Source organism: Faecalicatena contorta, from assembly GCF_022835095.1.
Taxonomy (GTDB): Bacteria; Bacillota; Clostridia; order Lachnospirales; family Lachnospiraceae; genus Faecalicatena; species Faecalicatena contorta.
In genome coordinates this window covers 1939509-1953387 of record NZ_BQNQ01000001.1, presented here as the reverse complement: position 1 = coordinate 1953387, position 13879 = coordinate 1939509, and the positions used below count along the sequence as shown (strand labels likewise).

Sequence of the window (13879 nt, the reverse complement as noted above, 5' to 3'; positions counted from 1 at the left end):
GAAGGCGGACGGGAATGGGTCTGCGGATATATGATCTATAGGTTTAGGTATTATCACTTTATTGTATGTTACACTTACCGGACATTCAGACAACATCCGTAGCTCCCGTTCTGAGCTTCTCCCGAGGAGGGAAGATGTTTCTACCGGCCGGATGCACCAGCTGTCTGGAATCGCGGCAGTCCTCTTTGGGATGCTTCTTTGTGGTGTTACAGCCGCTACATCAAAATGAAAGCCAGCATATGGACTATTCGCAGGACTTCCAGTCCTGCGAATAAGCCGACTCAAGCGGGTATGCATCGGCATACCCGTGTTTGTCGGCGGTGTCCATAATGCTGGCTTTCATTTTGATTAGCGGCTGTTACGCCGCAAAGCCGCATCCCAAAGAGGACTGCCGCGATTCCGGACAGCGTCCTCCCATTCATTCGTTAAAACCTCACTCCCTAAACAAATGTGATTGATGCATCTTTTGGGAGTGCCAGTTTACATTCTACTTCGATGCATTTGATGATTCCCGCTATGGCAGGACAGGATGCATGGCCCGGCAGTTTTTCTGCTGCATAATCGTAGAGAGGGCCGGTTCCCGGCTTTCCAAGACAGACTTCGTAGGCGTCCCATGTATCACCTAATTCTTCTGTCATTTTATTGATGGATTCGCAGCCAGATGTAATCTTTACCTGTACCTCCATCCCGTCCTCTGAAGTTGCTTCTACCTGTGTGTCAAGTCCGCATGGTCCTGGCTGAATTAATACCTTTGTCATAGTAACGCCTCCATTTTCTTTATATGTAGTTGTAATACGACTATTATAGGCCTGAGATTACCGGGAAGTCAATTCTTATTCTGTTTCATGGTAAGGTAATTTGATTCCTGGTTTTCCTCTGTCATATCGTATCATTCCATGTTATAATATTACCGCTGTTTATAACTGTTCAGAATTACACATGGATACTGCTGTATCTACAACTGTTAAAATTAACTGCTTCATTAGGGGAAATCATAGAATGAAAAAAGGAATTGACTTGTTAAATGGCCCGATAGCCGGGTCTCTGGCCAGGCTGGCCCTTCCCATTATGGGGACTTCGCTGATTCAGATGGCCTATAATCTGACCGATATGCTCTGGATCGGACGGATTGGCAGTAATGCCGTTGCAGCCGTTGGCGCAGCCGGCATGTATATCTGGCTTTCCGCTGGAATTACCATGCTTGCAAGGATGGGGGGACAGGTGCTTACGGCCCAGTCTCTGGGCGCCGGTAAAAAGGAAAAGGCGGTGCAGTATGCCACGGCTTCCCTACAGATGGGACTGCTCTTTGGACTTCTTTACGGCGTCATATCCGTGATATTTAATAGACCACTGATTGGCTTTTTCCGCCTCAACAGCCCGGAAGTGATTCTGGACGCCCGCTGGTATCTGGCGGTCACCTGTGGAGGAATTGTATTTAACTTTATCAACCAAATTTTCACAGGGCTTCTGACGGCCATGGGAAATAGTATGATCACGTTCTGGTCCACAACGATCGGGCTTGTTATCAACCTGGTCCTCGACCCGGTTCTGATATTCGGCCCTGGGCCGCTGCCCCGTCTCGGTGTAAAGGGTGCCGCAGCAGCCACTGTTTTTGCACAGGTAATGGTGTTCTCAATCTATATCCTGCGTATCCGGAGGGATGCTCTGATCTTTTCAAAAGTCCGTATTTTGCAGCGGCCTGCCGTAAAACGCATGAGGGAAATTCTGCTTGTGGGTCTTCCCGCTTCCGTCCAGAATTTGATTTTCACCGGCATCTCCATGCTGATTGCGAGAATGATCGCAGGCTGGGGCGATGCAGCCGTTGCAGTCCAGAAAGTCGGCAGCCAGATTGAATCCATCTCATGGATGACCGCGGAGGGATTTGGCAGTGCAGTCAATGCATTTACCGCGCAGAATTATGGCGCCGGTAAAAATGACCGTGTCAGAAAAGGCTACTTCAGCGCACTCAAAATCATGTGCACCTGGGGTCTTTTTACGACTCTTGCGCTTCTTCTTTTCCCGGAAATCCTGTTCCGCGTCTTCATCCCGGAAACAGACATCCTCCCAATGGGCACAGACTACCTGCGCATTCTGGCTGTCTCACAGCTCTTTATGTGCACAGAGGCCGCATCCGCCGGAGCATTCCAGGGACTGGGCAGAACACTGCCGCCTTCTCTGACCGGAATCATATTCAACACACTTCGGATTCCACTGGCAGCCGTCCTCTCGGCCAGCGTACTGAAGCTGAATGGGATCTGGTGGAGTATCAGTATCTCCAGTGTCCTGAAAGGCATCATTCTGCCCATTTGGCTGATGTTCTGCATGTACAGCCTGCACCACGTGAAAAAGAGCGGAAATCGCCGATACGGCTTGTAAACCATCGCTTCCCCGTCACACTCTCCTGTCTTATCAATATACTAATTATATAAGAAAGATAAGGAGTGTATCAATTTGAGACCAAATTGTTGTCCACCGCCAATTCCACCATGTCCGCCTGAACCGCCCAAGGGAAGAATCGATTTTTATGCCCAGTACGGCGTACAGGCTAGTCCGCCGTCAGGTTCAAACCTGCCTATGATCCCCATTTTCCAGGAGGGCACTCAGATACACCTGAACGGAAACACCGAAATCATTCTGGCCCCCGGCTATCTATACCTAATTAACTATCTGCTTCTTGCCACCACAGAGCCAGACAATTACATGCAGATCGTTCCCAGAATTAACGGAACCCTGCAGCTGCTCTATGCCTTCCTTGCCCCCGCAGGCAGCGGCTCCCGCAACACCTCCGCCGCCGGAAGCTTCACCACCAACGCAGCTGCCACCGAAGAAGCCCGCCTATCCTTCAGCCTGACCTACCCTCCGGAAGTAGAAAACATAGACATCTCCGGAGCCATATCCGTAACCCCACTAATAAAAATCTCCACTCAAAACACCCAATTCTCTCCGAGAACATAAAATCAGTCTTAACCATCATCCGTTTAAACCACCTCCTGATCCGCCGCATCTCCTTACCGGATGCGCCCAGCCTGCCAGCGGTTCTGGTATCAGGCACAGGAGAAGTGTGTGCCTGATACCAGAACCGCTGGCAGGCGAACATAACGCCCCCTACTCCCGCAGCCCCAGCACCCCCTCCACGAGTATCTTTACATCATCGAATATATAATCAAAGGCCCCTGCCTGGCACATGTTTATCAGTACCATTCCGATCGGCACTGCCAGGATCAGCCCCAGTACGCTGCTCACCTTGTATCCAATATAAAGCAGCAGCAGCGTCACAAGCGGGTTCAGTCCCATGCTGTCCCCTACCAGTTTCGGCTGCAGAAGCTGGCGCACCAGCTGGGTGATCACATAGATTACAAGCAGCGCCGCCGTCATCTTGTAATCCCCCGTTAGGAGCTTATACAAGGCCCACGGTATCATGGCTGTACCCGTACCAAAAAAGGGCAGGAAGTCCAGGAATGCGATCAGAAACGCAATCAAGATGGCGTAATGTACGCCGAACATCCCCAGTCCTGCAAACAGGATAAGAAATACAATTCCCATGATCTTGAACTGCGCCTTGAAATATCCGCCCACCGCATATTTCAGATTGTCCATGACAAGGCTCATCCGCTTTTCTACCGATGGAGGGGAAACCTTTTTCAGCCATAGGATCACTTCTTCTCTCTGAACCGTAAAAAAGTAGGCCGACATCATCGCCACAATAAAGGATATCAGATAGGACGGCAGACTCTTTGCAAAGTTGCCCGCTGCAGTTACCGTCGGCTGGCTGATCTTACTCACCAGCTCGCCCATCGACTGATCCAGGTTTGCAACAACAGCATTCCAACCGTTTTGTATACCCGCCGGTAGCTTCGAGAATACTCCCGACAGTGTGCTCCCGATCTCGCGCAGGCCTACTTCCAGCTGGGCGTAAAGATCCGGAAAATTTTTAATCAGATCCCCGATCTCCGCAGATACTTTGCTGACGGCAAAGTAAATAAGCAGTACGATCAATGCCAGCACTACAATTACAATCAGGGCCGAACCCAGCTTTTTCACAATCTTCAATCTTTTCTCCAGCCAGTTCACTACGGGCGTGGCAATCGCCGATATTATCCAGCCGATGACAAACGGCATAAAAAATCCGATTGATTTTATTCCAATAAACACAAAAGCCGCTGTCGCCGCAAGACTAAAAACAAGGCTTACAGCCACCTGCCAGTACGGCCGTCTGTTCTCCATATCTACTCCACCTCTGCTCTGTCTAAATACTCGCTTTCTATGAGCTCCCAAATCTCATCTCTGCCCTGTTTTGTGGTTGAGGAGAACGGAATAATCTTCGTCCCTGGAACCAGATCAAGGCCCTCTCTTACCATTTTCACATGCTTCTGAATCTGGCTTCTCTTTAGTTTATCCAGCTTTGTGGCAATGATGATCGGCTGGAATCCCTGTTCCACAATCCAGCTGTACATCATCTTATCGTTAGCAGAAGGCTCATGCCGGATATCAATCAGCAGAAAAATGGCCTTCAGCTGGGTGGATCCATTCAGATAACGCTCAATCAGCTTTCCCCACTGTACCTTTTCCTTTTCTGAGACTTTTGCATAGCCATAGCCCGGCAGGTCTACGAGATACATCTCTTCGTTGATATTATAAAAATTAATCGTCTGTGTTTTACCCGGTGTAGCGGATATTCTCGCATAGGATTTTCGGTTCATCAGCGCATTGATCAGCGAAGATTTTCCTACATTAGATTTCCCTGCGAACGCGATCTCCGGCTTGTCATTGTCCGGAAGCACGCTTGTGATCCCGCAGACTGTCTCCAAATTAATGTTTTTGATTACCATTCTATACTCCTGTCTGTGGCTTATCCCCGCTCGTCTCCCCGGTCAGGGCCGCCTTCAGTACCTCATCCATACTTTCAACCGGCAGGATCTCCAGGCCCTTCGTGATTTCGGTGGAAAGGCCATCCACATCTATTTTATTTTCTTTTGGAATCAGCACCGTCTTTATCCCCGCGTTTTTCGCCGCAAGCAGTTTCTCCTTCAGTCCTCCAATCGGAAGCACCCGGCCGCGCAGCGTCACTTCGCCGGTCATGGCCAGATCTGCCCGGACTTTCTGTTCCGTAATGGCAGAAAGCATAGCCGTTGCCATAGTAATTCCTGCGGAAGGGCCGTCTTTTGGAACCGCCCCCTCTGGAATGTGTACATGGATATCGTGCTTTTCGAAAAAATCCTCCGCAATCTGATACCGCCTGCTGATGGAACGAATATAGCTGATCCCTGTTCGCGCCGATTCCTTCATCACGTCACCCAGCTGCCCTGTCAGCATAATCTCGCCATTTCCCGGCATGACGTTCACTTCAATCTGAAGCGTGTCACCACCCACACTTGTCCAAGCCAGGCCGCGTACAATACCGATCTCGTCCGAAACATTTGCCATCTGATACGTATATTTTTCTTTTCCGAGATATTTATGAATATTCTTCTCTGTTATCGTGATCTTATTCTTGTTTACTGTCAGTATTTCCTTAGCAGCCTTTCTGCAGATATTCCCGATCTCCCTCTCCAGCTGTCTGACACCGGCTTCCTTAGTATAGTTGCGTGCCATCTTCCAGATCGCATGCTTACTGAAAGTCAGCTGCTCCTCTTTCAATCCATGCTTCTCCAGCTGTTTTGGAATCAGATGCTCTATGGCAATGTGGAGCTTCTCGTTCTCCGTGTAGCTGCTCACTTCAATCACTTCCATACGATCCAGAAGCGGCCTCGGTATGGTCTGCAGTGTATTTGCCGTCGTAATAAACAGCACTTCTGACAGGTCCATCGGCACCTCCAGATAATGATCCCTGAACTTGCTGTTTTGCTCGCTGTCCAGTACTTCCAAGAGAGCAGAAAATGTATCGCCCTTATAATCGGTGCTTACTTTGTCGATCTCGTCAAGCAGCATAACCGGATTTTTCACGCCTGCGCTCTTCATCCCATTCGCGATTCTGCCTGGCATAGCTCCCACATATGTCTTTCTATGGCCGCGGATCTCGGCTTCATCCCGCACACCGCCCAGGGAAATTCTGACATAAGGCTTTTTCAGCGCCCTTGCAAGGGACTTGGCAATCGAGGTCTTACCGGTTCCCGGCGGGCCCACCAGACACAGAATCGGACTTTCTCCCTTTTTGGTCAGGGAACGCACGGCCAGAAACTCCAGCACTCTCTCCTTTACCTGCTCCAGACCGTAGTGATCCTCATCCAGCACTTTCCGGGCGAATTCGATATCTCCGCTGTCTTTCACCGACTTATTCCACGGCATTTCCAGCAGCGTCTCGATGTAGGTCCTGATGACGCCGCTTTCTGCAGGACTGTTCAGGGAACTTTTAAAACGGCTGATTTCCTTAGCCAGCTTCTCTTTCACTTCCTTGGGAGCCTTCAGCCCCTTCGCCGCTTTTTCAAACTCCTCAGCATCCGAGAGGGTTGTATCGTCACCCAGTTCCTCCCGGATTAGTTTTAACTGTTCCCGGAGAATATATTCTCTCTGGTGTTTATCCACCCTCTCCTTTACTTTCATCTGGATCTCTTCTTTCAGATTCATAATCTGTATTTCATTCACCAATTTAAAGGCCAGTGCCTCGTAACGCTTCCAAAAATCCGTTTCATTCAGAATCTCCTGAAGATCTGTATAGAACAGCGGAGTATTGGCCGCGATCTCATCGACCAGCTTTTTCAGCCCCTTAATCTCCAGAACCTGAGCCACTGATTCTTTGGACATCTTCCCGCTCTTTGCCGCAAAGTCCACAAACATATCTTTAAGGCCGCGCTCCATGGCCTGTGCATTCAAATCATCTCTAATCAGCACATCGGATTCGTCCATAACATCCACTTCCGCGCGCAGATAGGGATCCTCGTATTCAATCTTCTGCAGGACGCCTCTCGTCTCCCCGGAAACGAGTACCCGCATGATATGCTTCGGCAGCTTAATAATTTGTTTGATCGTTCCTACGGTTCCTACTTCATAAAGATCCTCCTGCTTTGGATTCTCAGTCTCCAGATCTTTCTGCGTTATCATGAAAATCTTCTGATCTTCTACCATAGCCTCCTGGATCGCCGCTATTGAACGCTGGCGGCTTACATCAAAATGCACCACCATCTCCGGCATGATAGTCATACCACGCAGCGCAACCATCGGAAGGCTCTGTTTCTCACTTTTCATATTATCTCCTCCACCCACTAAACTGCCTTACCGGCTTTTTATGTGCATGTGAAAAGGCGGATACATGGTATACCACTGCACCCGCCTGTCTTTCTTATGCACTCTCCGATGCCAGGAACGATCTGCGTTCTTCACCATCGCATTCATACAATGGTTTTCCCGTCCCTTTCACCACTTCTTTTGTGATACGGCATCCTTTGATCGTATCATCAGACGGCACCTTAAACATGGTGTCCATCATAATATCTTCCATGATCGCCCTAAGGCCTCTGGCTCCTGTCTTTCTTGCAAAAGATGTCTCTGCGATTGCGTAGAGGGCATCCTCATCAAAGTCAAGCCTAACGCCGTCTAATTCCAGCAGCTTCTGATACTGCTTCACAATTGCACTCTTCGGCTCTGTCAGTATCCTGATCAGGGCCTCTTCATCCAGCATATCCAAGGTCACCGTCACAGGCAGACGTCCGACAAGCTCCGGTATAAGTCCAAACTTTACCAGATCCTGCGGCAATACCTGATGCAGCAGCACATCGACATTGTATTCATGCTTGGATGCAATCTCCGCATTGAATCCAATCGACTTCTTATCGATACGGGTCTCAATCATCTTATCGATCCCCTCAAACGCTCCGCCGCAGATAAACAGGATGTTTGTCGTGTCAATCTGTATCAATTCCTGATGGGGATGTTTTCTCCCCCCCTGGGGGGGAACCGATGCAACAGTACCCTCGATAATCTTCAAGAGTGCCTGCTGTACTCCCTCACCGGATACGTCACGTGTGATGGACGGATTTTCAGATTTTCTTGTAATTTTATCGATCTCATCGATATAGATGATGCCGTGCTCTGCGCGGGCAATGTCTCCATCCGCGGCCTGAATCACCTTCAGGAGGATATTCTCTACATCCTCTCCCACATAACCGGCCTCAGTTAATGCCGTGGCATCTGCAATAGCAAATGGTACATTCAGAATCTTCGCAAGAGTCTGAGCAAGCAGCGTTTTACCGCAGCCAGTCGGCCCAAGCATCAGTATATTACTCTTTTGCAGCTCCACTCCTAAATCCTGCTCTGCCATAATCCGCTTGTAATGATTATATACAGCTACTGAAAGGACTTTCTTTGCTTCATCCTGTCCGATTACGTACTCGTCCAGAAATGTCTTTATTTCCTCCGGCTTCAGAAGATTAATATCATCAAACGCTCTTATCTCATCGTACTCGAATTCTTCCTCAATAATCTCGGCACACACGTCAATGCACTCATCACAGATATATGCTCCGTTCGGACCTGCGATCAGCTTACGCACCTGCGCCTGCGTCTTATTACAGAAAGAACATCTCACTGTATCATCGCTTACTTTTCCTGCCATAATGCTTTTCACCTCATATTGCCCTTAATGACTGGCAATTACCTCATCTATTAATCCATACTCCTTAGCCTCCAGAGCCGACATATAATTGTCCCTCTCTGTATCGACCTTGATCACGTCCAGGCTCTGTCCGGTGTTCTCGGCCAGTATCTGGTTCAACTTCTGGCGTGTCTTCAGAATATGCTCTGCTACAATCTGAATCTCAGTTGCCTGCCCCTGTGCTCCGCCTGACGGCTGATGAATCATAATCTCGGCGTTAGGAAGCGCAAAGCGTTTGCCCTTCTTGCCGCCTGACAGCAAAAATGCCCCCATGCTTGCCGCCATACCGATACACACGGTAGAAACGTCGCACTTGATGTACTGCATGGTGTCGTAGATTGCCATTCCTGAGGTTACAGAACCACCAGGACTGTTGATGTACAGCTGGATATCCTTATCCGGATCCTCCGCTTCCAAAAAAAGAAGCTCTGCAACAATTACGCTTGCCGACACATCATTTACCTCTTCTCCAAGGAAAATGATTCTTTCTTTTAATAATCTTGAGTATATGTCGTAGGAACGTTCTCCACGGCTCGTCTGCTCAATGACATAAGGTACTAAACTCATTGATGTCCCTCCTAATAATTTTTGAATACGGACTGCCCGACAGGTGCCGGGCTAGTCACCGGGTTATCTCTGCTCAGTCATAAAGCCCATTCATTTACTCTTCCACAGCAGAAGCTACCAGCAGTTTAATGGCTTCCTGTACGGCAAGGCCATCCTCCATCTGCTTCTTTTCATTCTCTCCCATGAAGCCTCTGAGTTTCTCAACTTCCATCTCATAAGCATCCGCCATCTTCTGCAGTTCTTCCTGCAGACGTTCCTCGGATGTCTCAAGATTCTCAGCTTTTACGATTGCTTCCATAACCAGTTTCGTCTTAATACGCTTCTCTGCCTCCGGCCTTAACTCCGCAAGCATACCCTCTTTTGACACACCCGTAAACTGAAGGTACTGCTCCATGCTCAGGCCCTGCTGCTGGATGCGCTGTTCTAATTCCCCTAAGATCTCTCTCATCTTCATCTGGATCATCGCTTCTGGAATGTCTACCTGCGCATTCTCTGCAGCCATATCAATTACCTGATTCTCTTTCTTTTCTTTTCCTTCGCGTTCTTTGCGCTCTTTGATCTTTTTCTTTACTTCTGCCTTATAGTCTTCCAGTGTCTCACACTCGGATACTTCAGAAGCAAACTCATCGTCCAGTTCCGGAAGCTCCTTTGCCTTGATTGCATGCACTGTACATTTAAATACAGCATCTTTTCCAGCAAGTTCTGCTGACTGATATTCCTCCGGGAATGTCACATTGACTTCCATCTCTTTGCCGATCTCAGCGCCGATCAACTGCTCCTCGAATCCCGGGATGAATGATCCGGATCCGATAACCAGCGGATAATCCTGTGCTTTTCCGCCTGGGAATGCCACTCCGTCAACAAATCCTTCAAAATCCAGTGTGATCTGGTCGTTATCCTCCACTGCGCGGTCTGTCACATCGACAGTTCTCGCATTGCGCTCGCGCTCTTTGTCGATCTCTTCATCGATTTCTTTTGCGGTAACTCTGGTGGATATCTTATCTACCTTTAATCCTTTATATTCGCCAAGGGTCACTTCCGGCTTTACTGCAACTTCTGCAGTAAAGATAAACGGCTTTCCCTTTTCCAGCTGTACAACATCGATATCCGGCGGTGTCACAAGCTCCAGCTCGCACTCATCAAAAGCTTTTGCGTAGGCTTCCTGAACAAGCTTGTTTGCCGCATCATCATAGAACACTTCCGGTCCGTACATCTTCTCAACCATCTGTCTCGGCACTTTTCCTTTGCGGAAACCAGGCATACTAATCTGATTGCGCTGTTTTAAGTATGATGCCTGGAGAGCCTGCTCCACTTCCTCGGCCGGAACTTCGATTGTAAGTTTCGCCATATTATGTTCTAACTTTTCTACCTGTAAACTCATTTTTTATCTTCCTCCTTGATTCGTACCATTCGTCATGCAGTTTTGTATCAGTCAGGCGGTTCCGTACCTGATAATATACATTCACAGTCATTAAAGGAGTATAGCACATTCGTCAGTAAATTTCCAGTACTTTTTACTTGTTATTCCTTATTTTTCGGGGTTTTTTAAGCCTTTTGGATACTTTTTACCCAAATATGATTGACGCTCTGACTTCGTCTGACTTTTCAGCCCCGCACAGTAAGGAAATCAATTCCAGGGAAAATGGTATGGCAGTACCCATTCCACGGCTCGTTATGATGTTTCCATCCACTGCCACAGGTGTCCGTACCACTTCCGCACCGGTCAGTTCCTTCTCTTTTGAGGGGTAGGAACATGCCCTGCGTCCTTTCAGAAATCCAAGTCCTCCCAGAATACTCGGCGCCGCACAGATTGCCGCAATATATTTTTCCCTGCCGTAAAAGTCCCTGAGAAGCCCGTTCAGCCCCGGATGCTCCTGGAGATGCACTGTACCCGGCATGCCTCCCGGCAGTACCAGCATATCTGTCCCGGAAAAGTCTGCCTCTTCAAACAGAATATCTGCCTCCACCTTGATTCCATGGGCACCGCTGATCACAGAACATCCGGTTACGGATACTGTATCGACGGCAGCCCCCGCCCTTCGGAGCAGATCCACAACGGTGAGTCCTTCGATTTCTTCAAAGCCGTCCGCCAGAAATACTTTTACATCCTTCATCACTGATTCCTCCTTCAAATTACACTTTACTGTCTGCATTTTCAGCGCAATTTCAGTGTATCAAATGAAGTCTGGAAATGCAATGGTTTACAATTTTTACACGCAGTATTATGATAATAAAAAAATGATAAGGAGCACTTTATGGAAATCGAACGCAAATATCTGATCGATAAAGACAACATTCCCTGCCGCCTGGAAGAGTATCCAAGCCGGCAGATCGAGCAGGGCTATCTCTGTACAGAACCCGTGGTGCGCATCCGGAGAGACAACGAAGACTACGTACTCACCTATAAATCAAGAGGGCTGATGGTACGCGAGGAATACAACCTCCCCCTGACGTCAGAGGCCTATCAGCACCTGAAAGCAAAAATTGACGGACGGCTGATCCAGAAGACACGCTATATGCTGCCGCTGGACAACGGACTTACTATTGAGCTGGATCTTTTTCACGGCGATCTGGAGCCGCTGATTCTGGCTGAAGTTGAATTTCCAGATGAGGAAACCGCCGTCTCCTTCCAGGCGCCATCCTGGTTCGGGGAAGATGTCACCTTCTCCTCCAGGTACCACAACAGCATATTAAGCCGATAAAACAGATGGCAACGAAAAGTTGCTTTTTACATCGAATATACGTTTCGCGGCAAAAATATCTATTTGCAGGAAAAATTGCTATAATTTATGAAGATTTCAATTTTCCTGTGAATGGAGGTGTCACATTGGCCAATATACAACTGGTTGAAAACTTGGGGCGTTACAGAAAGGCCCGCAGAATGACTCAAAAAGAACTTGGTAGAGCGCTGAACATCTCCCGGCAGGCATATTCAAACTACGAAACCGGCAAAAGAACGCCGGATTTAGACCTGCTCCTTAAAATTGCACAGATTTATAACATAACACTGGACGATCTGATTAAACATCCCTACAGGGCAGACGGCATAATCCAGGAGGATAAAGGACCATTTCAACCAGGAATAGAACTCCTGACCGGTGACACCATATATCTTTCAGAAGAAGAGGTTGCAATTGTCATGGGCGTTCGGAATGCAGGTGAAGACGTAAAAGCAGTAGTCAAAAGGCTACTCGTTGAATAGTAGAGGGTATGCGGACGCCGGAGGAAATGGGAATATGGCCTAGCTGAGAGCTGCCGGCGGCGGTAAGCGCCCCTAATCAAAAAGAGCATTGAAATATTGGACACCGCTGACATTCGCGTGAATGCCGATGCATTCACCCTGCAGGTCAGCTCGCCTGCAGGGCTTGTAACCCTGCAGACGGTCCATATTTCAATGCTCTTTTTGATGAAGGGGCGCTTACCGCCGCCTAAATGCCCTCATCCGTCCTCCCGCGCAGTACCGCACACATACGGGCCCGACTTCTTCCTGGTCAGGAAAGTGCCCCTCAATCCATTACTCCGCCAGCCCGAATCTGTCGTGTACTGCTATCATGGCTCTTTCTACATCGTTTTCTTCAATCAACACAGTGATCCGCACTTCGGACGTGGATATCATGTTGATATTTACGCCCGCATTGAACAGTGCCTCAAACATTTTTGCTGCCACACCCGGATTGCTCATCATGCCCGCACCGACGATGGAGATTTTGGCTACATTGTCTTTGTGTTCGATTGCCTGGATTGTCAGCTCCTCTTTATTTTCATTCAGAATCCTGAGCGTTTCTTCCAAATCGTCCTGCGCAACGGTAAAGGAGATGTCTTTTGTTCCCTCTCGTCCTACTGACTGCAAAATGATGTCCACATTGATCCCCTTCCTTGCCAGTGTGTTGAATATTTTAAATGCCACGCCGGGCTTATCGTCTACACCGATCACGGAAACTCTGGATGTGTTTTTGTCGGAAGCAACTCCGCTGATTAACATTTTCTCCAATTTCACTACCTCCTTGACTACCGTTCCTTCATTTCTGTTCAGACTGGAACGTACGACCAGCTGTACACCGTATTTTTTTGCCATCTCCACGGAACGGTTGTGGAGCACTCTCGCCCCCAGTGACGCGAGTTCCAGCATCTCATCATAACTGATGGCATCCAGTTTCCTCGCATTCGGCACGATCCGCGGATCCGCAGTGTATACGCCGTCCACATCCGTATAGATCTCGCAGGCATCCGCATGAAGTGCAGCCGCAATGGCTACTGCGGTGGTATCTGAACCGCCTCTGCCAAGTGTTGCATAATCCTCGTATTTATTCACGCCCTGAAAGCCTGTGACAACCACTATTTTTCTGGAATCCAGTTCGTGGCGTATTCTTTCGGATTCTACCCGTTTAAACCTGGCATTGCCGTAGGCAGATGTGCAGTGCATCCTGACCTGGAATGCATTCAGTGAGACGGCCGGCACTCCCAGCGAGTTGATGGCCATAGCCAGTAGAGATGCCGAGACCTGCTCTCCTGTTGTAAGCAGCATATCCATCTCTCTTTTCGACGGTTCTGCAGTGATTAACTTCGCTTTTTCTATGAGTTCGTCCGTTGTGTCCCCCATTGCAGACAAGACAACGATCACGTCGTTTCCTTTTCTGTATTCTTCGATACAGCGCTCAGCCACGCGGAAAAGACATTCCCTGTCCGCAACTGAACTTCCCCCAAATTTTTTAACTATCAGCATGT

At 48.6% G+C, this 13879-nt stretch carries 13 protein-coding genes; 4 read left to right on the top strand and 9 right to left on the bottom strand.

Annotated features, from left to right (window positions below; genetic code table 11):
* Positions 1–440 precede the first annotated feature (440 nt).
* Positions 441–758, bottom strand: a complete 318-nt coding sequence (locus MWG26_RS08735; RefSeq protein ID WP_025655649.1) for a DUF6951 family protein — start codon at positions 756–758, stop codon at positions 441–443.
* A gap of 241 nt (positions 759–999) precedes the next feature.
* Here MWG26_RS08735 and MWG26_RS08730 point away from each other — a divergent pair, with 241 nt between their 5' ends.
* Positions 1000–2376, top strand: a complete 1377-nt coding sequence (locus MWG26_RS08730) for an MATE family efflux transporter (RefSeq protein WP_025655648.1) — start codon at positions 1000–1002, stop codon at positions 2374–2376.
* Between the two features lie 75 nt (positions 2377–2451).
* Positions 2452–2955, top strand: coding sequence for a hypothetical protein (locus tag MWG26_RS08725; protein ID WP_025655647.1), 504 nt, complete (start codon positions 2452–2454; stop codon positions 2953–2955).
* Between the two features lie 150 nt (positions 2956–3105).
* Here the strand turns inward: MWG26_RS08725 and ytvI are convergent, their stop codons facing one another.
* The 7 genes from ytvI to MWG26_RS08690 form a co-directional block, all read right to left on the bottom strand.
* Positions 3106–4224: a sporulation integral membrane protein YtvI gene (gene ytvI, locus MWG26_RS08720; RefSeq protein ID WP_025655646.1), complete on the bottom strand. Its 1119-nt coding sequence runs from the start codon at positions 4222–4224 to the stop codon at positions 3106–3108.
* Between the two features lie 2 nt (positions 4225–4226).
* Positions 4227–4829 (bottom strand): ribosome biogenesis GTP-binding protein YihA/YsxC, encoded by a 603-nt coding sequence (yihA, locus tag MWG26_RS08715; protein ID WP_025655645.1) that lies wholly within the window; start codon positions 4827–4829, stop codon positions 4227–4229.
* A gap of 1 nt (position 4830) precedes the next feature.
* Positions 4831–7182, bottom strand: coding sequence for an endopeptidase La (gene lon, locus MWG26_RS08710; RefSeq protein ID WP_117441027.1), 2352 nt, complete (start codon positions 7180–7182; stop codon positions 4831–4833).
* A 94-nt stretch (positions 7183–7276) separates the two neighbouring features.
* Entirely contained in the window at positions 7277–8548 is a 1272-nt protein-coding gene (gene clpX, locus MWG26_RS08705; protein WP_117441028.1) for an ATP-dependent Clp protease ATP-binding subunit ClpX, read from the bottom strand.
* A gap of 24 nt (positions 8549–8572) precedes the next feature.
* On the bottom strand, positions 8573–9154 hold the full coding sequence (gene clpP / locus MWG26_RS08700) for an ATP-dependent Clp endopeptidase proteolytic subunit ClpP (protein ID WP_025655644.1): 582 nt from the start codon (positions 9152–9154) through the stop codon (positions 8573–8575).
* A 94-nt stretch (positions 9155–9248) separates the two neighbouring features.
* Positions 9249–10535: a trigger factor gene (gene tig / locus MWG26_RS08695; protein ID WP_025655643.1), complete on the bottom strand. Its 1287-nt coding sequence runs from the start codon at positions 10533–10535 to the stop codon at positions 9249–9251.
* 184 nt (positions 10536–10719) lie between these two features.
* A complete protein-coding gene (locus MWG26_RS08690; protein ID WP_025655642.1) occupies positions 10720–11268 on the bottom strand; it encodes a DJ-1 family glyoxalase III in 549 nt (182 codons plus the stop codon).
* A gap of 141 nt (positions 11269–11409) precedes the next feature.
* On the opposite strand from MWG26_RS08690, the gene MWG26_RS08685 reads away from it, so the two are divergent.
* Together MWG26_RS08685 and MWG26_RS08680 are read left to right on the top strand one after the other, a co-directional pair.
* A complete protein-coding gene (locus MWG26_RS08685; protein ID WP_025655641.1) occupies positions 11410–11856 on the top strand; it encodes a CYTH domain-containing protein in 447 nt (148 codons plus the stop codon).
* 125 nt (positions 11857–11981) lie between these two features.
* On the top strand, positions 11982–12356 hold the full coding sequence (locus tag MWG26_RS08680; protein ID WP_025655640.1) for a helix-turn-helix transcriptional regulator: 375 nt from the start codon (positions 11982–11984) through the stop codon (positions 12354–12356).
* Positions 12357–12668: 312 nt separating this feature from the next.
* Here MWG26_RS08680 and MWG26_RS08675 read toward each other — a convergent pair whose 3' ends face one another.
* Complete coding sequence (locus MWG26_RS08675) at positions 12669–13877, bottom strand: aspartate kinase (protein WP_025655639.1); 1209 nt, start codon at positions 13875–13877, stop codon at positions 12669–12671.
* Positions 13878–13879: the final 2 nt, after the last annotated feature.

Coding starts and splice junctions, on each gene's coding strand:
- MWG26_RS08735 (WP_025655649.1), bottom strand. CDS start 758: ATGACAAAGGTATTAATTCAGCCAGGACCATGCGGACTTGACACACAG.
- MWG26_RS08730 (WP_025655648.1), top strand. CDS start 1,000: ATGAAAAAAGGAATTGACTTGTTAAATGGCCCGATAGCCGGGTCTCTG.
- ytvI (WP_025655646.1), bottom strand. CDS start 4,224: ATGGAGAACAGACGGCCGTACTGGCAGGTGGCTGTAAGCCTTGTTTTT.
- yihA (WP_025655645.1), bottom strand. CDS start 4,829: ATGGTAATCAAAAACATTAATTTGGAGACAGTCTGCGGGATCACAAGC.
- lon (WP_117441027.1), bottom strand. CDS start 7,182: ATGAAAAGTGAGAAACAGAGCCTTCCGATGGTTGCGCTGCGTGGTATG.
- clpX (WP_117441028.1), bottom strand. CDS start 8,548: ATGGCAGGAAAAGTAAGCGATGATACAGTGAGATGTTCTTTCTGTAAT.
- clpP (WP_025655644.1), bottom strand. CDS start 9,154: ATGAGTTTAGTACCTTATGTCATTGAGCAGACGAGCCGTGGAGAACGT.
- tig (WP_025655643.1), bottom strand. CDS start 10,535: ATGAGTTTACAGGTAGAAAAGTTAGAACATAATATGGCGAAACTTACA.
- MWG26_RS08690 (WP_025655642.1), bottom strand. CDS start 11,268: ATGAAGGATGTAAAAGTATTTCTGGCGGACGGCTTTGAAGAAATCGAA.
- MWG26_RS08685 (WP_025655641.1), top strand. CDS start 11,410: ATGGAAATCGAACGCAAATATCTGATCGATAAAGACAACATTCCCTGC.
- MWG26_RS08675 (WP_025655639.1), bottom strand. CDS start 13,877: ATGCTGATAGTTAAAAAATTTGGGGGAAGTTCAGTTGCGGACAGGGAA.